The sequence below is a fragment of the Microcoleus sp. LAD1_D5 genome (assembly GCF_036702115.1).
Lineage (GTDB): Bacteria > Cyanobacteriota > Cyanobacteriia > Cyanobacteriales > Microcoleaceae > Microcoleus.
This window is the reverse complement of the sequence record NZ_JAUBSA010000089.1, coordinates 1-19,838: the sequence shown is the minus strand read 5'-3', so window position 1 is coordinate 19,838 and position 19,838 is coordinate 1. Positions and strand designations below refer to the sequence as shown.

The window sequence follows — 19,838 nt, the reverse complement described above, 5'->3', positions numbered from 1 at the left end:
AGTTAATAGTTGGGATTCAATCCAGTCAAGCAAAACTTTCCATTATATCATAAAATTATTTTGCAAGAGGTCTATTACTGTAAACTACCCTAAAAGCGATTGTCATGACACCAAAAGCCCAACTTGCAATCCCCGAACATTTCGACCCTAAAAAATTAGGCGACGTCTGGCGAGTCCTCTACCAAAAACGCGCCACCCAAGCGAAAGATTGGGCAAAACAGCACAACATCCAGCCAGCCGCCAGCGACACAAACCGCATTTTTTTGTTGATAATAGATGCCCAAAATACCTTTTGTTTGCCCGAGTTTGAATTATTTGTGGGCGGGCGTTCCGGTAGCGGTGCTGTCGATGATAACCTGCGGCTGTGCGAATTCATCTATCGCAATTTAAATGCAATTACAACCATTGCGCCGACAATGGACACCCACACCGCCATGCAAATTTTTCATCCAATTTTTTGGATCGACGAAGCAGGCGAACACCCCCTACCAGCGGCAACTTTTATTACACTGGAAGATGTCCAAAAAGGCATTTGGAAAGTCAATCCCGCCGTCGCCCACAGCATTAGCGACGGCAATTTTTCAGCACTGGAAAAACAGGCTTGCCACTACGTCCAAAAACTCAGCGACGATGGGAAATATCCCCTGACAATTTGGCCCTATCACTCGATGCTGGGCGGTATCGGACACGCCCTGGTTTCTGCGGTGGAAGAAGCAATATTTTTCCACAGCATCGCCCGCAACAGCCAAGCACTTTTTGAAATCAAAGGCGGGAATCCACTAACAGAAAACTATTCGGTTTTGCGGCCGGAAGTTTTAGATGGATTCGACGGCAATCCGATTGCTGAAAAGAATGCTAGCTTTATTGATAAATTGCTCGATTTTGATGCAGTAATTATTGCCGGACAAGCCAAAAGTCACTGCGTTGCTTGGACAATTGATGATTTGTTAACGGAAATTTTGGTGCGAGATCCGAATTTGGCAAAGAAGGTTTATTTGCTGGAAGATTGCACTTCGCCTGTGGTTGTTCCGGGTGTTGTTGATTTTACGGAACAAGCAGATGCAGCTTATCAAAAATTTGCGGCGGCGGGAATGAATGTGGTTAAATCTACTGAGTTAATTCTGGGCGATTAAAGACGAGTATTTTATCTTGCGGTTTTCCGTGCAAAAAAGTATACATGATTAACCAGATGCGGTAATTTTTGTTCGCTTGGCACTCGGCTGCGATCGCATTTAACGGATTACGTATGATATCATATCCGGTAAATCACTTACGATAGAAGCGTAGTTAAGGAGTTTCCCGATGGCTGAAAACAAAATTTATAGTGTTGTTCTGTTTCGGGATGCGAGTGTGCGAGCAATTTCAAAACTATCGGTGGCCATCGCCACGACTTTTCTGATCACAGTTGTAAATGCAACCCAAGCCTACGCAGTTCCCGTCACCTACGATTTCACCATCACTGTTACTAAAGGCGGGTTAGCGGGCAATTCATTCAACGGTTCTTTCACCTACGATGATGCCAAATTGAAGGGAACGGGAGTGGAAGAATTGGGAATTACTGAGGGATTAACGACCTGCCTAAATTACCTTGGACGCACTTATCGCGAAACCGATGATACCAGTTATCCTAACTTTCCCCTACTCAGATTTGAGGATGGCAAGATCACGCAACTAAACTTTTGGATTCAGCCGAATCAGCGAGTTAATTGGTGGAATTTACCTGGATGGGAAGTCAAGCTTTCTGAGCCGAAAATGACCGATTCAACTGTTCCCAATTGTCAAAAACGGTGAGGGGTGGCTAAGGTGCGATCGAGGGTAAAAATATACGAGGAATTAGATGCAACTGCCTACGCTTACGGTAATTTCAGGCAGCCATGCTACCAAGGTGCGAGCGAATTTTTGCGATCGCTATGAACGAATGACTCAAAGATTGTTTGAAAAAAACCGCATGATTCCTATTTTCTGTCTGTCAAAAGTGCCTCTGCGGTTGACTATTTTCAATAACTATTTCCCATCCAATCTGGGGACTTCTTGCAAAAAACTGCCGCTCAACATTAATTCCGTCATCCGGTCTAAGTTGCCGCTGACTTGCAATTTTTTATCTGTTTGAAAGCGCTCGATATCGGCTTTTAAATTGCCGCTATTATATCCTAATTTACTCAAATAGTCAATAGCTTGCTGGTTGCTTAACAAGATATCCGCAGACCGGAAAATTGGCACGTATTGATCGCGCCAAACCTGGGCAAAAGTTGCCCTATCTAAATAGAAAATCCTGCCCCGCGCCGGGTCTCCAATGGCAGCTACACTGTCATTCATTCCCAGCAAAGCCACCGCGTGCGGTAGCTTCCGAGGGCCGTCAAACAGCCAAACTGCTAGCACTCCGGGGCGATTAATTTGCTGAATTTGCTCCCAAGTTGGCGTTAGTTCGATCGCATTTACGCCCAAAGCTCTTGCTGCTACAATTATTTGTGGCATCGAAGTTCCCAAGCGACTCGTCCCGGCAAAACGCGCTACACTCGATTCCGTCGCATCGATTCCCCAACGCCTTAACACTGTTGCTAGGGCGGCGGGGGCGCAACTGCTGTTAGATGTTTGTCGAAACACACCGTTGGGCCGCAAATTATCTATTAAATCCGCGTAAATTGGCGCCATAAAATAGTTTTCAGCGCTGGTAAATCCTGCCAATCCCAACAAGCAAATTAAAATTACTGCGATTACTTGCGATCGCGCTGTCAACCAACTTATACTAAAGCCAATACCGCAGACTCCCATCAACATCACTCGTAGCAAAGTCCAAGTAACTCGCATCCCGTGAAAGCGCCACTCGATCGGCAAAACAGGCATTTGAGGCATATTTAGAGCCAGTAGCAGCAAAGCAATATAAAAACCCAAAAACAGCAGGGCCATCGAATTTCTGCCCTTAAACAAATCGTTAGCCGTCACTCCAGAGCGAACTAACACCCGCCCGAATCGTATTCCCCAGACAAACAGCACCGAACCCAGCACCAGCGTCACTACTATTTCCATGAACTCAAAATTTTGTTGCTTAACTAGGTTGTAACATTTATGCGATCAAAGTAAGAAATCTGCCGAGAAGGTTAACAACCTTGTCCCTGATATGAAGAATGCCCTCGATACCACTGTAATAAGCTGTTACGCATTTAAACGACTAACGAACCAGGTAAGGTGCGTCAGCTAGAACACTTACGCTCGATGAGGGAAACGCTTATGTACTGACACACCCTACAATCGTCCTTTAAATGTCGAACAGCTTAGTGAAAAAGGAACGCACTAACACACTAGAATAAGGAAATAAAATTAGTCAAACAATGGCAGTAGCATCAGGATGTTAGACGTTAGATGGGCTTAATAAAAAAGGTACAGCCAGTGTTCACTCTGTCGCTGCTATCACTAACCCAATTCAGTATTTAACGGCGAAGGCGATTAATTTGGATTGATTTGGGTAATAACAGGAAAAGTTCAAGATGATTAACTTCAAATCGACAAAATTAAGAGAGCGTATCCTGTGGGGATATTCCATACCGATTTTGCTTTCAGTTGGAGCAGCTACTTTGGTTTTTTTAAATGCTAAGCAAGTAGAAGAAAAAGCCAAAATCCTAAATACTTCTAATGCTATTGTTATAGGTCTAAAAGACCTTGAACTGGGATTTTCAGGTATGCAGAAAGCTGCTCGCGGCTATTTTTTGGCACAAGAGAGTGATTTCTTAACTGAATACAATGAACAGGTAAACAGCTTTGACTACTTCTATCAGGATTTACTTAAGTGGGTTCAAAACCCGAAGCAGCTCCAGCGGCTAGAGGAAATGAATGTATTACAAGATCAGATAGACCAAGGCTATAAACAAGCCTTTTCTTTGGTCGATCAAGGTAGGCGAGACGATGGACTTAACTTGTGGAAGACACAAATTGTACCAAAGCTTCGTCAGGTTGATGCTATAGCTAAGGATTTTCAAAGCACCCAGAAAGAAATTTTAGCTAACAGAGAAAAAGAGCAAATACAAGCTTTGCAGTTCCTGACTACAGTCGTGATTTTAAGCACTGCTTTAGCTGCACTTACGGCAATTGCGATCGCTCTGTGGATTGCTTCAGGCATTGCAGAGAGACTGAATCAGTCAGTCAATACGATTGTTAGTTCTTCCACAGAGATTGCGGCCACAGTTGAACAGCAGGAACGGACAGCCGCACAGCAATCTAGCTCTGTAAATCAAACTACAATTACAATGGATGAGTTGGGCGCGGCTTCCCAACAATCAGCCCACCAAGCTCAAGCTGGTGCGGAATCTGCACGGCAAGCTTTAAAGATCGCTGAAAAGGGAACCCTAGCAGTGGAACAAACCCTGGAATCGATGACAATATTGAAAGAAAATGTCGGGGCGATAGCGGCACAAATTCTGCAATTGAGCCAACAAACCCATCAGATTGGCAATATCTCTACTGATGTCACAGATTTAGCCAATCAAACAAATATGCTGGCACTGAATGCCTCAGTAGAAGCAGTCCGGGCGGGCGAAAACGCCAAAGGTTTTACTGTCATAGCCACAGAAATCCGCAAACTAGCAGATAAAAGTAAGAAATCAGCCGAGAAAATTAACCGCCTAGTCGATGATATCAAGAATGCGATAAATTCCACCGTAACGGTGACAAAGGAAGGTACTAAAACAGTAGAAGAAGGAACCAAAATCAGTCAAGAAACGGCAGCAGCTTTCTCGGAAGTAGCAAATGCTGTTAACAATGTGGTATTGAACAATCAACAAATTTCTCTAACTGCTCAACAACAAGCAGTGGCAATTCAACAAGTAGTGGAGGCGATGAACAGCCTCAACCTATCGGCAAAAGAAACCGCTAGTGGTATTACTCAAACCAAAGTAGGCACTCAACAATTGAACGAGGCAGCCCAAAATCTCAATTCAATTGTCTAAAGGGCGCTCAGTGTTTTGGGCTAGCAGACTAGCAATTGATAGCATTAAGTCATCAATTGATCTGGCAGCCCTCCCAGCTTGTCAAACAGCCGGCATCGAAGTCAAAATGCTCGCAGACGAGTGCATCGCGAAAGCCAGGGCGATCGAATTTCTGCCCTAAAACAAATCCTTAGCTGTCACTCCAGATCGAACTAACACCAGCCCGAACCGCATTCCCTAGACTAACAGCACCGAAACCAGCACCAGTGTCACTACTATTTCTATAAGTTCAGAATATTGTCGCTTAACTAGGTTTTAACACGCTCTGCGATCGTCCGTGGGGAAGCGGAGGAGGAGGAGAGTGGGGGAGTGGCAGCATTTTTCTTTTGCCTCCTGCCTTCTTCCCTCTTTCTTCAACCACACCTAAAATTTGCAAAATGTCAAGGGATGCGATCGACTTTTCCCCACCTTAGCCACCAAGTCCCAAACAAGATTTAGCCCCGAAAAAAATCCCCCAAATCTTTTGCCACAAACGGCCACATCGGTTGTAATATAGATGTAAGTCACAGCCCGTTAAAGTAATCAAAACAATTCAGCCGCTCAATATATTCACGCTCCTTGGAGCGATGAATTGTATTGAGCGTGCCTATTAAGGAGCGATCGAAGCTCGTCAGACACCCCAAATATTCAGGAAGAATCATGCCATCAAGATCCGCCAACGATGTAGACGTAGCAGAGCAATATTGGCACTACCTAGAAATATCCAAGGTTGCAACTATCTTAGGAACCAACCTGGAAAGCGGTTTAGAACCGACAGAAGCCAACCATCGCCAACAGAAATTCGGGCCCAACGAACTAACGGTTAAAGCAGGGAAACCAGCCTGGTTAAAATTTATCCTGCAATTTAACCAACCCCTCCTGATCATCTTGCTGAGTGCAGGTTTAATCAAAGCAGTGATCGGAGAATGGCTAAACGCTAGCGTAATTTGGGGCGTAACAACCACCAACGCTACTATTAGTTTCATCCAAGAAGCTGGAGCCGAGAAAAAAATTGAAGCCCTAGCCCAAGCTGTCACCACCGAAGCCACAGTAATTCGGGGTGGCAAAAAATTAAGAATTCCCTCCAAAGAACTCGTAGTCGGTGACTTAGTAACCCTGACTTCCGGCGACAAAGTACCGGCAGACTTGCGCTTAGTGAAAGTGCGCGACTTGCAAATTGACGAATCGGGACTCACCGGGGAATCTGTTGCTGTCGAAAAAGAATTAGGACAGTCGGGAGACATAGTTCTGCCAAAAGAAACGCCACTAGCAGAACGGGATAACATGGCCTATGCCGGCAGTTTTGTCACTTTTGGCCAAGGTAGCGGCATCGTAATTGCGATCGCCAATAAAACCGAAACCGGCAAAATCTCCCAACTATTAGATCGGCACATCGACCTCACCACCCCCTTAACCCGCAAATTCAATCAATTTAGTCAAAACTGGCTGTTATTCGTGTTGGGAATGGCAACCTTGACCTTCGCCGTCAGATTGGGACGGCCAGTTCCTGCGGGAGTTTCAGCCTTTAAAGAAGCAGTCGAACCCGCTGTCGCCCTGATTGTCGGCGCAATTCCCGAAGGCTTACCCGCCGTCATCACCGTCACCCTAGCCGTAGGCGTTTCCCGGATGGCAAATCGCCACGCGATCGTCCGCAAATTGCCCGCAGTCGAAACCCTCGGCGGCGCTACAGTCATCTGTTCCGACAAAACCGGAACTTTGACGGAAAACCAAATGACGGTGCAAGAAATCTATTCTGGCGGCGAATCCTACTCGGTTACGGGTACGGGATACAGCCCCGAAGGTGAAATTCAACTCAACCAACTGCCAATTACTGTCAGCCAAGCTCCTACTTTGCAAGAATGTTTGCAAGCTGGACTGCTTTGCAACGACTCTCACTTGGAATTCAAAGACGATAATTGGATTGTCGTCGGAGATCCGACAGAAGGAGCGTTAATTGCAGCAGGCAAAAAAGCTGATTTGAGCCAGCAAATTTTGTCCAAGTCAATGCAGCGGCTGGATTCAATTCCCTTTGAATCTCAGTTTCAATACATGGCGACGCTGCACCGAACTCCCAATGGCAAAATTTTGTACGTCAAAGGTTCCGTAGAATCAATTCTCGGCCGCTGCGGTTCCAGTCTCGACACTCAAGGAAATCCGGTAGAAGTCGATCGCGCACAAATTCACCATCAAGTGGATGAAATGGCAAAGCAAGGCTTGCGCGTCTTGGCTTTAGCGAAAAAGCCAGTACCCCAAAGCCAAAATTCCGTCGATCACTCGGATTTGGAGTCAGGCCTGGTTTTCTTGGGACTCCAAGGCATGATTGACCCGCCGCGGGCAGAAGCGATCGCAGCCGTCCAAGCTTGTCAAACCGCCGGCATCCAAGTCAAAATGATTACCGGCGACCACATCGCTACAGCCAAGGCGATCGCCCGCCGCATGGGATTCCGCAAAACTAAACACCACAGAGAACTTGTAGCCTACACCGGCGCTCAACTCGCCGAAATGAGCAAGCAGGAACTCGGCGAAGCCGTAGAAGCCGGCTCAGTTTTTGCCCGCGTCGCCCCAGAACAAAAACTCCGCCTGGTAGAAGCTTTGCAGCAAAAAGGCGAAATAGTGGCGATGACGGGAGACGGCGTTAACGACGCCCCAGCCCTCAAACAAGCGGATATCGGCATTGCGATGGGCAGCGGTACTGAGGTTTCTAAGGAAGCCGCCGACATGATTCTTACCGATGATAACTTTGCGTCGATCGAATCTGCTGTCGAAGAAGGGCGATCTGTTTACAAAAATCTGCTCAAAGCAATCAGCTTCATTCTCCCAGTCAACGGCGGAGAATCGATGACAATTTTGCTCAGCACCCTCCTCGGTCGAGAATTGCCGATTTTGTCGCTACAAATTCTCTGGCTGAATATGCTCAACTCGATCACCATGACTGTGCCCCTAGCTTTCGAGCCCAAGTCAGCGGGAGTCATGAAACAGCAGCCCCGACCGGTAAACGAAGCTTTCCTCACCGGAAATCGGATCAAGCGGATCATCGCTATTTCTCTTTACAACTGGACTCTGATTTTTGGAATGTTTGAATGGGTACGCCAAGCTCCTTGGGGAACCTTGGAACTGGCCCGCACGATGGCGATTCAAGCTTTGGTAATGGGGAGAATTTTTTACCTATTGAGTCTCAGCCAGTTGTTGCCTTCTTTGATTGCTAAATTTAGCGGTTCTAAGGAAGAAGTTAGCGGCGCTCCCGCCCTGGGTGTGGGAATTGTCCTGGCGATAATTTTGCAGATCATTTTTGCTAACTCTCCGTTTGTCAATCGCATATTTGAGACGGCTCCGATGAACTTGGATCAGTGGCTGATTTGCTTCGGCGTAGCCCTGCCGATGATCGGTGTTGCTCTCTCCGTCAACCGCTTTGACCCGCCCAACTAAGCTGCTGCACAAAAGTGCGATCGAACTTGTAGGTACTGCCACCGATTACTAATTTCGGCTGTTCAGAAACCAGGTTTCTTCAAGAAACCTGGTTTCTCTGTTTTGCAGAAATCGAACCTGAAAGCCCACGTCATATCATGTCCGGTAAATCACTTACGATGAACTGCCAATTTTAGTCCACCAATGAAAAGCCGTTAACCCTTTGAAAACAGCCGTTTCCTAAAACCTTAATTATTTCTGTATAATCCACTACAATTAACCGTTAAAAAAGTATAGATATATTAACAAAGTAAATGTGCGCTGGTGGCGATATTTACCGCTTATTGACAATAATTTTGAATGCTCCCCGATCGCCCTTCGCTACAACCTTTAGCCAGCAGGTCTTGGTTTGAAGCAGTTTTGATAAGCAAACCCGATCGCTCTTCCCAACGGCTCCTTATCGATACCGCAGTCCCAAAAGATTTGCTTATCAATCAAATTTAATAATTGTTTTATAATTTCCGCAAGAGTACGGTAGAGTTAATTATCAAGTCAAGGAAACGTGCGGCTCGCAAAAAGTGAGTTCACGCAACTGGGCCGATCGAAATATCGATATTAATCAAACCAGTCAAATCAGCAGGGATAGTTTAAAGACTTATACTAGCGATAAATCTTTTGCTCCCTCCTGCCAACCAGCGCTCAAAACAGTTAGCTAAACCCAATTAGCGAACAGCAAAAAAGCGCGTTGATAACCTTCAGTGAATGTTGTTACAGAAGATTATGAATTGCAGCGAGGCTAGGCTATGACAAGATTTTCAGATGAATTTTCTGCGCTTTCTCGGCGTAAATTTATCCTCAAAGCAGGTGCATCTGCCCTGGGTTCAATACTGCTCAAAGGTTGTTTGGGAAATCCCCCAGAACCCGGTGCAACTGCAGGTGCTGACGGCGCAATACCCGCAGCTACCTCAGTAGTGGCTGTTGCCAATGAGAAAAGAGTCGAAGGAATTGAAAGCACTAAAATCACATTGGGATATATCCCGATCGTCGAAGCAGCACCTTTAATCATTGCCCAAGAAAAAGGCTTTTTTGCCAAATACGGCATGACCGAAGTCACGATTGCCAAGCAAGCAAACTGGGGTTCGGCAAGAGATAACGTAGAAATCGGATCTGCAGGTGGCGGCATTGACGGTGGCCAGTGGCAAATGCCGATGCCTTATCAAATTAGTAAAGGGTTGATTACCAAAAACAGCGTCCAAATCCCGATGTATGTTCTAGCCCAGTTGAACACTCAAGGAAATGGAATTGCGATCGCAGCCAAACACCAAGGTAAAGGCATCGGGCTCAAACTAGATCAAGCAGCCCAAGACTACATCAAAGGCCTCAAACAAGCAGGTACTCCCTTCAAAGCAGCCTACACCTTCCCCAAAGTCAACCAAGACTTTTGGATTCGCTACTGGCTAGCTGCTAACGGCATCGATCCCGACGCAGATGCCGAATTGCTAACAGTACCGCCGGCCCAAACCGTGGCCAACATGAAAACCGGAAGCATGGACGGTTTCAGTACCGGCGACCCATGGCCCCTGCGGATCGTCCAAGACAAAATTGGCTTCATGTCCGCCCTGACTGGCCAAATCTGGAAAGGTCACCCGGAGGAATATCTAGCAATTCGCAGCGACTGGGTAGACAAACACCCGAAAGCCACCGAAGCCCTCTTAGCAGGACTGATTGAAGCCCAGCAGTGGTGCGACAAACCAGAAAATCGCCCAGAATTAGTTGCCATTACTTCTGGAAGAAACTACTTTGATATATCTCCCCAATTTTTGACGCCTCCCTACGAAGGCAAGTACATCATGGGCGATGGCAAACCAGACATCAACGACTTCAACAGTAGCCCGCTGTACTGGAAGGATGGCGTCGGCAACGTTTCTTATCCCTACAAGAGTCACGATTTGTGGTTCTTAACCGAAAGCGTTCGCTGGGGTTTCCTGCCGACAAAAACATTGGCAGATAAAAACACACTCATCGATAAAGTCAACCGCGAAGATATCTGGAAGAAGGCAGCTAAATTAGCAGGAGTTGCTGATTCTGAAATTCCTAAAAGTACGTCTCGCGGCGTTGAGAAGTTCTTTGACGGCACAGAATTTAATCCTGAGCAGCCAGAAGCTTACCTCAAGAGTTTGGCAATTAAAAAAGTGTGATGTGGTCTTAGCTTCGCATAATTTAGTCTCGAATTGTAGGGTGGATACTGCCCGCCATTGGTGTCAACTTAACGCTTTTTCTCTCAGTCCGCTAGGCACTAAAGGTTGAACTTGTTTGTTAACACCAATGCACGCCCTTCCATTAATTTATTCTCGAAAAAAACAGCAGAAACATAGGAGATTCACAAGATGGCTGTCAGCACAAATCGGAGAGGCGGAGTCGCTGTCCCAGGAGCATTTGGCGAGTTTTGGAAGAAGAATTCCCCAAATATCTTGCCGCCAATTTTAGGAGTTTTGGGGTTTCTGTTGGTTTGGCAATTCTTGTCAAGTACGGGACTGATAAAACTGCCGGGGCCGATCAGCATTTGGACTGACGAACGGACGCGGATTTTGTTGCTGTATCCTTTCATGAACTCCAAAACCTACGGAATTGGCTTATTTTGGCAGACTTTGGCGAGTTTGGAACGGGTGGCAAAAGGGTACACTCTCGCGGCCGTTGTGGGAATTGGTACAGGTGTTTTGGTAGGTACAAATCCTTTTCTAAACCGCGCTTTAGATCCGCTTTTTCAGTTTTTGCGGATGGTGGCGCCTTTGGCTTGGGTGCCCATTGCCCTGGCTGCACTGCAACAAAACGAACCTGCTGCTTTGTTCGTGATTTTTATCACTTCAGTTTGGCCAATTTTGATCAACACGGCTGAAGGTGTTCGCCAAATTCCCGACGATTACAACAACGTTGCGAAAGTGCTGCAACTTTCTCGGAAAGAGTATTACCTCAATATCTTGTTTCCGTCGGCACTTCCTTACATCTTCACAGGATTGAGAATTGCGATCGGTTTGGCTTGGCTGGCGATTATTGCAGCGGAAATCGTGATGTCTGGGATTACGGGTATCGGCTTCTTTATTTGGAATGCTTACCAGCAAAACTACATTAGCGAAATTCTGTTAGCGGTGTTCTACATTGGGGCTGTTGGTTTGTTGCTCGATCGCATGATGGCTTGGTTGCAGCAAAAAATTGCTCCTTCTCAAGGAAAGTAGTTTTGAGTTAATTCTTTGGGGCCGGAAGAATTAGGATTATTTAACCGCGAAGACGCGTTAGCAAAGCGGATCGTAAGCGCTAGGACAAGAAGGAAGAAGAGGGAAGAAGTAGATAATCTTATACTGGGAAGCGAGTAAAAGTATTTCTACTTCCCGGCTCAGCCAGGGAACCAGTTAATTAGCAGCTAGCGAAACAACAAACATACAAAAAAGGCAAGAAAATCATGTCTGTTTTGATTGCAGTAGAACAAGTCGGAAAAGTATTTAATTTAACAGACGGCGGCACATACATAGCCCTCAAAGGCATCGATCTGGAAATTAAAAAAGGCGAATTTATCTCCTTAATTGGACACTCCGGCTGTGGCAAATCTACGCTGCTCAATATGGTCGCAGGTTTGGATATGCCGACAGAAGGATTGGTGACAATCGAAGGACAAAGAATCACCCAGCCCGGCCCCGATCGCATGGTAGTATTCCAAAACTATTCCCTGCTACCTTGGCGGACGGTCAGAGAAAACATTACCCTAGCCGTAGACTCGGTAATGAGTGGCTTACCCAAAGCCGAACGCCTCGACATCATCCAAAAACACATCGACATGGTGGGCTTAACTCCCCACGCCGAGAAGCAACCGGCACTGCTGTCGGGCGGACAAAAACAGCGCGTGGCGATCGCCCGTGCTCTGGCCCTGCGCCCCAAACTGTTACTATTAGACGAACCCTTCGGCGCTTTGGATGCTTTGACTCGCGGCAACTTGCAAGAAAAGTTGATGGAAATTTGCCAAGAGTACGAAATCAGCGCCCTGATGGTAACGCACGATGTGGATGAGGCCGTGTTGCTGAGCGATCGCATTGTCATGCTCACCAACGGCCCAGAATCGAAGATTGGCGGGATTCTCGAAGTAGACATCCCCCGCCCCCGCCAGCGCATGGAAGTCGTCTCACACCCGAGCTACTACGCTCTACGTAGCGAAATGATTTACTTCCTCAACCAGCAGAAGCGCGTCAAAAAACTGCGGGCGCGGAAAGTACCCGCGATCGCCCGCCACGGCCTGGAAAAAGTCAACCTCGAACTCGGCTTTATTCCGCTGGCCGCCTGTGCTCCCCTCGCTGTCGCCAAAGAAAAAGGCTTTTTTGCCAAGCACGGCCTCGATGAAGTCCACCTGGTGCGGGAAACAAGCTGGCGCGGCATCGTAGACGGCATCGCCGCAGGTTACTTAGACGCAGCTCAAATGCCCTCTGGGATGGCGGTGTGGTTGAGCTTGGGGGGCCACCAAGAAAAGCCGATTCCGACGGTTACAGCCCTCACCATGAGCCGCAATGGCAACGGAATTACCCTAGCGAGGCGCTTTTACGACCAAGGGATCTACACTCTGGCAGATTTTAAAAAAATGCTTCAGAGAACGCCCGCGCAAACGCACCGTATGGCGATCGTGCACCCTTCTTCGATGCACAACCTGTTGCTGCGTTACTGGCTGGCTTCCGGCGGCATTGACCCGGATCACGATGTGTTGCTCAAAAATATCCCACCGGCTCAGATGATCGTTGACTTGCAGGGCGGCACTATTGACGGTTTCTGCGTCGGCGAACCTTGGAACTTGCGGGCCTCAATGGAAGGAGTCGGCTTTACGGTGGCGACAGATTTGGAACTGTGGCCCGGACACCCCGCGAAAATTCTCGGAGTTCGGGAAGACTGGGCAAATGCTTATCCCAACACTCACATTGCTCTAGTCAAAGCTTTGCTGGAAGCTTGCCAGTATTGCGCCGATCCAAATCACGCCGCGGAGGTTTCGGAAATTGTCGCGGGAAGGGAGTACGTCGCTACTGATAAAAGTTACATCCAACTCGGCGACCCGAAATCTGTTGCTTGCAACCTCGATACTCCGATGCGGGAATACGCCCACCACTTGTTTTCTGGAGAGGGGGTGAATCGCCCAAGCCGCACCGAACAACTCTGGCACATGGTGCAGATGGCGCGCTGGGGCGATACTGTGTTCCCGCGCAACTGGGTGGAAATTTTGGAACGGGTGGTAAAAGTGGGTGCGTTCAGCACGGCGGCCCGAGAGCTGGGGATGGCTGATATTACTTACACTCGCGGTTCTCTCAGCTTGTTTGACGGCTCGGTGTTTAATGCTGACGATCCGATCGGCTATCTCAACAATCTGGCGATTAAACGCGATTTCACGATGGCTGAAGTTGTACTCGATTCCGGCCGCAGAGCTGCTTAAAGCGGTTTTTAGTTCGATAAAAACAGGGTAATTGCTAATGGTTAGTTGTTAGTTTTTAAGTGCTAATTGCTAGTGAGTAATTCCCTCTTCAGGAAATCCGTTGAATCCGTTAAATCCGTTACATAATCCGTTGCCGAACTTCCTTCTTTCTTCGCAAATCATCCACTCACAATTTCCTAAACCCATGCTCAACACCACTAAAAACCAGACGAACACCAAAACTCAAATCCAGGGGGGAAAAGGCCGCCGCCAACCTTTTTTGGTGATGGACAATGTTTACAAAGAATATCCAAACGGTTACAGGGCTTTAGAAAACGTCAATCTGAATGTAGCTGAGGGAGAGTTTATTACTCTGATCGGACACTCCGGCTGCGGCAAATCAACACTGTTAAATATGGTGTCGGGTTTTAGCCATCCCAGCCAGGGTAGCGTGACGATTAACGGGCAGCGGATTACGAAGCCGGGCCCCGATCGCATGGTGGTGTTTCAGGGTTACGCTTTGCTGCCTTGGCGGACGGTGTTTGAAAATGTTTATATAGCTGTTAATGCTGTATTTCCGAATAAGTCGAAGGTCGAAAAAAATGCGATCGTCAATGAGCATTTGGCGATGGTGGGATTGACAGAAGCTGCTGAGAAAAGACCGCCACAAATTTCGGGGGGGATGAAGCAGCGGGTTTCTATCGCCCGCGCTTTGGCAATTCGCCCAAAAGTGCTAATTTTAGACGAACCTTTTGGTGCTCTGGACGCAATTACTAAGGAGGAATTGCAAGAAGAGTTGCTGAAAATCTGGAACGATCACCGCTGTACGGTGTTGATGATTACTCACGATATTGATGAAGCGCTGTTTTTGGCCGATCGACTGGTGATGATGACTAACGGCCCGTCGGCGACAATTGGCGAAGTTTTGGAGATTCCTTTTCCGCGTCCGCGCGATCGGGTTCAAATGATGGAAGATCCGGAATACTACAATTTGCGGAACTACGCCTTAGATTTCCTGTTCCGTCGCTTTGCACACGATCACGATGCCTAATCGGTTGGGAAATCAAAGTTAAAGAGGAGAATTAGGAGACTTCTCGAAAAATTTTAATTCTTTTGCACAGTAGGAGTTAGACCTCCTGCGGGCCCAAGACTTGCTTGTTTGCAGAAGTCTATTGAAAAGTTGAAGCCCCAGTGTTCCCCGATTTCCGGGGAACATCGCTGCGGGCACAATTTTCCAGATCCGGTTGGGTAAACTGAAGCTTAATGGTGGACGAGAAGTTTTTTCGGACGTTCGGATCTTTTTCCGATATTTTACGTCTACCAGCGAAGAGACCCGATTGCCTAGCTGTCGGTAAGCTGGCATGAACAGAGCCCACCTTCGATCGAGGGTGGGCTTCTTCTTGATGTTATTAACCGTTTGTGGGCGATCGAGGGTTTGTGCATTCCACCCTTTGAACTGGCACACTGTGGGAACGTTTATCGGTGTTTCATGAATTAAGGGTTTTGTCAATATAGGGGTTTTCAGTTGAGTGAAGTACAGATATCGGGTAGGGAAACGGTTTAGCCTAAGTCCGGGGCGGGGTTCTGTGACTTTTAACAATTGGTATAAGACTGATGATGGTAGCCAGCAGACTTTTTTAAATTGGTCTTACTCAGGTTTGCACGGAAAACTCCTCTGGGTCAATATCCCAATTTACCCAACGAATTGCCTCGCGGGCCGATCGCACATCAGGCGGCACTCTCAAAGCGTGAATAAATCCCGTACTCGGACAGGTCATTTTTAACAAATAAATAGGTTCTTTTTCAGGAGGATTACCATCGCCACCGAAATAAACAGGATCGAAAAAAGCAGGGTCGAAATCATCAGGATCGAAGCCATCAATATCAGCATCAATTCTTAGCAGCGTGTATTCTTTCCAGCAATCTAATTGTGTTGCCTGTAATTCAGAGCAAATTCTCGCGTAGCCAATTCCCTGAATTAACGCTCGCCGAACTTCCGCATTGTCTTCCTCTAAAAGCCAAGTCGCTTGCCAGCGATCTGGGTGAATTTGTCCGTATGCTTCGGGCAGTGTTACTCCGTGATATGAGTAGAGTTTGTAGCCGTCGGAAAATTCAATTGCCGATTCTCCTTCTGCATGGAGGCGATGTTCGCTGTCGAGGCAGAGTTTGGTTGGGCGATCGCACACGTAGCAAACATCATAAAACGCAAAAATCCAGCCGCATTCTGTTAAAAGCTGCTGAAAGCATTCTAAGGCTTTCTGTGCCCCTGGTTTGAAAATAGTTCCGAATGTAGAAACACACAATTCTGCCACGCAGATTGTACCCAACAAGTATGGCGGAATAATGGGTCTTGAGCGGTTCCTGTAGTTTGAAAAATCTCCTCCCAATTCTTGTTCTAGCTGTCCCTCCCATCTCCCTAATTCATAATCACCATTCCTATATGTGATTAAACACTCATGTTTTAGCTTTTTCTGAAGTAGATCGATAAAATCTGTTTCCTGAGTGAGATGTTGCTGTTTTTTTAACTGTGCTATGGCTGCATGAGGGCTACCGCAAATAATAACGTTAATACTTGTCTCACCGACGGCTGCACAGGCAAATTCGATCGCTGCTGCGGCACGGGTGCGATCGATTCGATCTGTAGAACGGGCGATAACTTCCCACTGGGATTGCAGCGAAGTTATCTTTGATATTGGATTGTTTTCCAGAGACAAATCGGTCAAATTAGTCAGAAATTTCAGGGGTGTTATGTCTGATATTTGATTGTTTCCCAGACGCAGCCATTCCAATTTAGTCATAAATTGCAGGGGTGTTATATCTGATATTTGATGGTTCTCCAGACGCAGCGTAGTCCTATTTGATAGTATCCGATCGGCTTCATTGCAATCACAAGTGCCAGCCTGTTTTAACAGGACTTCAACTGTATGTCTTGCCGATTCTGAAAGACTATCTTTGTGCTTGCACCAATCGGCAAAGCTACTGAAATTAATTGGTTGGTTTGCTTGTGGTTCTGGCATAGTAAATTTCTCCTCAAGTTTGGTAAGATTTCAGTCCGGCAGGGGTTTAAACCCCTGCCTCACAGCTTAAGTCGGTTTCAACCGAGTGAAATTAAATGGTTAGATCGCGATCACATACAATATTTGTTGTCTATTTATGCAGCGTTACGATCTTAACAGTCAGTTAAAACTGACTTGAGCTTTGAGCCTGGGGTTTAAACCCCAGGTGGGCTATCAGGGCGATCGAAAATCTTTAAGTTTGCACGGAAAACTCCTCTGGGTCGGTTCCCCAATTTACCCAACGAATTGCCTCTTTAGCCGATCGCACATTTGGCGGCACGCGCAAAGCGTGAATCAATCCCGTGCTCGGACAAGTCATTTTTAACAAATAAACTGGCTTTGGATTACCCTCCTCATCAAAATCATCGGCAAAATCGATGCTTAATAAAGTATATTCCTGCCAACTATCTAATTCTCTCACCTCTAATTCTTGACAAATGCGATCGTAAGTAATTCCCTGAATTAACGCGCGCCGAACTTCTGCATTCTGTTCCTTCAACACCCACTTAGACTGCCACTGGTGCGGGTGCAGCCTACCGTACCATTCGGGCAAAATCACGCCGTGATAGGCGTAAATCGAAAAACCGTCGGCAAATTGTACCGCTGGTGTTCCTTCCGCGTGCAAGCGATGGTTGCTGTCTGCAGAAAGTGCGATCGGCCTTTCGCACACAACACAAACTTTGTCATAAGGATAAATCCAGCCGCAATCCCGGACAATCGATTGAAAAACAATCCAATTTCTGCCGTAAGAATGAGGTAAATTTAGAACAGAAATGCAAAAATCTAACAAACTTCCATAAGCAGCCAATAATTCTGGCTGAATGCAATTATCGATTTGTTTTCCTAGTGTCAGCCAGTGAATTTTTCTGCCAGTACCGCTAAATTGTTGTGACAATTTGTTTGATGCTTCTCGAGTTAAATCCTCCTCTTGCGGCCCCCAGAGTTGACTTTGTAGTTCAGTGTAAAGTTGATGTTCTAGTTGACTTTGCAGTTGTCTTTCCAGTTGGCTTTCTAGTTTGCTGCGTAGATAACTCCGCAGTTTTTTTTCTAATTCGCCACGCAGTTTGCTTTCTAATTGACTCCGCAGCAGGCTCTTCGGATTGTCCAATTGACTGACGATTATATCGGCAGCTTCGTAAGGGCGATCGCAAAAAATTATTTCCGGTGGTTTTTTGCCCATTATGGCGTAAGCCGCTTTAATTGTTTCCGCAGCTTTGGAGCGATTTATCGGCCCAGGGGAGAGAGCAATTTCTCTCCACTTATCCCGATAAACTGGAATCAAAGCTGCTTGTTCGGGCGTTAGTTTTTTAACCTTAGTCTGCGACATACCTCCAACCTTGTGGCTCATATTCCCGCTGAAGTCGCACCATCCAATTACCTTCGGGAATTGCGATCGCATGGTGTTCTTCGTGACTCAATAAAGCTGTCGGTGAAAGCACCCGCAAGTACAGAGTGCCGTCTTTTTCGTACAGTTCAGCTTGTCCCTCAATAATCTGGTGAGAATGTCCGGTAACTTCACCTTCGGCGAGGGTTAGGTGAGGTTTTTTTTCTCCTTGGATTTTCGGTACGGGGGTGAGAATTACGTCGCCTTGTCGGATGGGTTGCATAGGTTTTTTCTAAATTTTGTTGGCTGGTGTCGATCGAGCTTTTCTACCGTAACCACATACTACACTTGTAATACGTAGCTGTCAAGAGCCACAAACCAAATCCCATAACTCTTTGCTGCACTGACAGGCGTTATCTTGGAGCGTGAAAGTGCGATCGCAAACAGAAATGCGATAATAGAGGCGAGTTTCGAGTCGCCTGGGTGAGGGCGGGTTTATAAATATTGTCGATGTGAATGAAAGATGGTTGGTGAAAGCCGCCCCTACAAATACTGTGGTTAATTTATGGAATCAATTATTATTTGACCTATTTGGCATTGCAACCTCTTCACCTAATCTGTGTTGACGAGAGAACCCACAACTTGTTTGTATTGGCTGGGTCGGACGAAGATATTGAGGTTAAAAATTCTCCCAATAGGGATTTTTTTAAAATGATTAAAGTAGGTTATATTGCAATATTTGATATAGCATTAAAGCGTTTGTTTATTAAAACTCGCCGGAACAAAGCTGCACGACCAGCCTAATTAGATAGGCGAAAAAAGTGATCGAATTCAATAATAACAACAGTGGAAAATTCTGATTTTTATCCTAAAATTGAGGCAGCCCTTCGCCAGCAAATGAAAGAGTATAAAAGTGAGTATTGTATCCTAACAATATATTTATAAATCGGGGAGCGATCGCCCAAAGCACGTTTTCTCTAAACCGCCGAAATCCCGCGCCGAAACTCCTTAACTGCTTCAACCCTAGAAGCCATCAGCAAGCAGCGAGACAGCAGGTTGATGTCTAAACCGGGCAGAACTTCGCTTTGGGCAATTTTTTCATATCCGTGCGATCGCAAATGATACAGGCCAAATACTCCATCCTCCCAAAACCAAACTTCGGGGACTCCCAAGGCTTGGTAACGATTCAACTTGCTTTCGTTGCCGCTAGTAAATACAACTTCGATCGAGAGGTCTGCAATGCCTCCCGATGCTTTGCCAATTAAGTAAGATTGCTCTGCTTGTGCGGAGGCTTTTCCTTCTTTTTCCTGGGTAAAGCTTCCTGTGGGAGTAAAATCGATTTCTTTTTCTACAAAATACGTACCCAGCAACAGGGCGATGACACCGCTGAAGACTTCATGTTCTTGGGAAACTGCCAAGATTTCTACCTCACCTTTGAAATAAAAAAGTCGGATGCCGGGGGAATCAGAAAACCCCTGCTCGATCAGCTTGAATTGTTGCCAATCAATCCCGGATTGAATTAGGCGCTGGTCTTTTGGTTTGTCTAAGGTTGCTGTCATGGCACGACCTCCTTTAACTATTTTACTGTAGTTTAGACTAACCAAAGATGAGAACGGTGGCAAAAGAAGAACTAGAGCCACCGTTAAGGAGAGAATGAG

15 protein-coding genes are annotated in these 19,838 nt (G+C 46.5%); 10 read left to right on the top strand and 5 right to left on the bottom strand.

The window, feature by feature from the left end; translation table 11 throughout:
• Nucleotides 1–104 precede the first annotated feature (104 nt).
• On the top strand, nt 105–1,133 hold the full coding sequence (locus QUA70_RS24990) for an isochorismatase (RefSeq protein ID WP_333332360.1): 1,029 nt from the start codon (nt 105–107) through the stop codon (nt 1,131–1,133).
• Nucleotides 1,134–1,302: 169 nt separating this feature from the next.
• Entirely contained in the window at nt 1,303–1,791 is a 489-nt protein-coding gene (locus QUA70_RS24985) for a hypothetical protein (RefSeq protein ID WP_333332363.1), read from the top strand.
• Between the two features lie 213 nt (nt 1,792–2,004).
• Here QUA70_RS24985 and QUA70_RS24980 read toward each other — a convergent pair whose 3' ends face one another.
• Nucleotides 2,005–3,027 carry a cysteine peptidase family C39 domain-containing protein gene (locus tag QUA70_RS24980; RefSeq protein WP_333350553.1) on the bottom strand — a complete coding sequence of 341 codons (1,023 nt, stop codon included), beginning with the start codon at nt 3,025–3,027 and terminating at the stop codon, nt 2,005–2,007.
• 458 nt (nt 3,028–3,485) lie between these two features.
• On the opposite strand from QUA70_RS24980, the gene QUA70_RS24975 reads away from it, so the two are divergent.
• The 7 genes from QUA70_RS24975 to QUA70_RS24945 all read left to right on the top strand — a co-directional run bounded on the left by QUA70_RS24975 (nt 3,486) and on the right by QUA70_RS24945 (nt 14,851).
• Complete coding sequence (locus QUA70_RS24975; protein ID WP_333332368.1) at nt 3,486–4,940, top strand: methyl-accepting chemotaxis protein; 1,455 nt, start codon at nt 3,486–3,488, stop codon at nt 4,938–4,940.
• On the top strand, nt 4,933–5,100 hold the full coding sequence (locus QUA70_RS24970) for a hypothetical protein (RefSeq protein ID WP_333332371.1): 168 nt from the start codon (nt 4,933–4,935) through the stop codon (nt 5,098–5,100). The genes QUA70_RS24975 and QUA70_RS24970 overlap by 8 nt, the downstream gene beginning before the upstream one ends.
• Before the next feature lie 518 nt (nt 5,101–5,618).
• A complete protein-coding gene (locus QUA70_RS24965; RefSeq protein WP_333332373.1) occupies nt 5,619–8,384 on the top strand; it encodes an HAD-IC family P-type ATPase in 2,766 nt (921 codons plus the stop codon).
• A 782-nt stretch (nt 8,385–9,166) separates the two neighbouring features.
• A complete protein-coding gene (locus QUA70_RS24960; protein WP_333350551.1) occupies nt 9,167–10,561 on the top strand; it encodes a CmpA/NrtA family ABC transporter substrate-binding protein in 1,395 nt (464 codons plus the stop codon).
• A gap of 189 nt (nt 10,562–10,750) precedes the next feature.
• Nucleotides 10,751–11,596 (top strand): nitrate ABC transporter permease, encoded by an 846-nt coding sequence (gene ntrB / locus QUA70_RS24955; protein WP_333350549.1) that lies wholly within the window; start codon nt 10,751–10,753, stop codon nt 11,594–11,596.
• Between the two features lie 224 nt (nt 11,597–11,820).
• Nucleotides 11,821–13,821 carry a nitrate ABC transporter ATP-binding protein gene (locus QUA70_RS24950; protein WP_333332382.1) on the top strand — a complete coding sequence of 667 codons (2,001 nt, stop codon included), beginning with the start codon at nt 11,821–11,823 and terminating at the stop codon, nt 13,819–13,821.
• A 184-nt stretch (nt 13,822–14,005) separates the two neighbouring features.
• Entirely contained in the window at nt 14,006–14,851 is an 846-nt protein-coding gene (locus tag QUA70_RS24945; RefSeq protein ID WP_333332386.1) for a nitrate ABC transporter ATP-binding protein, read from the top strand.
• Nucleotides 14,852–15,452: 601 nt separating this feature from the next.
• Here QUA70_RS24945 and QUA70_RS24940 read toward each other — a convergent pair.
• The 3 genes from QUA70_RS24940 to QUA70_RS24930 all read right to left on the bottom strand — a co-directional run bounded on the left by QUA70_RS24940 (nt 15,453) and on the right by QUA70_RS24930 (nt 18,463).
• Nucleotides 15,453–16,817, bottom strand: a complete 1,365-nt coding sequence (locus QUA70_RS24940) for a DUF6745 domain-containing protein (RefSeq protein WP_333332388.1) — start codon at nt 16,815–16,817, stop codon at nt 15,453–15,455.
• Between the two features lie 232 nt (nt 16,818–17,049).
• Nucleotides 17,050–18,183 (bottom strand): DUF6745 domain-containing protein, encoded by a 1,134-nt coding sequence (locus tag QUA70_RS24935; RefSeq protein ID WP_333350547.1) that lies wholly within the window; start codon nt 18,181–18,183, stop codon nt 17,050–17,052.
• Nucleotides 18,170–18,463, bottom strand: coding sequence for a hypothetical protein (locus QUA70_RS24930; RefSeq protein ID WP_333332394.1), 294 nt, complete (start codon nt 18,461–18,463; stop codon nt 18,170–18,172). The genes QUA70_RS24935 and QUA70_RS24930 overlap by 14 nt, the downstream gene beginning before the upstream one ends.
• A gap of 266 nt (nt 18,464–18,729) precedes the next feature.
• Between QUA70_RS24930 and QUA70_RS28675 the strand changes: the two genes are divergently transcribed.
• Nucleotides 18,730–18,984 carry a DUF6888 family protein gene (locus QUA70_RS28675; RefSeq protein ID WP_445251674.1) on the top strand — a complete coding sequence of 85 codons (255 nt, stop codon included), beginning with the start codon at nt 18,730–18,732 and terminating at the stop codon, nt 18,982–18,984.
• A gap of 173 nt (nt 18,985–19,157) precedes the next feature.
• On the opposite strand, the gene QUA70_RS24925 is transcribed toward QUA70_RS28675, so the two are convergent.
• On the bottom strand, nt 19,158–19,739 hold the full coding sequence (locus QUA70_RS24925) for a Uma2 family endonuclease (RefSeq protein WP_333332396.1): 582 nt from the start codon (nt 19,737–19,739) through the stop codon (nt 19,158–19,160).
• Nucleotides 19,740–19,838: the final 99 nt, after the last annotated feature.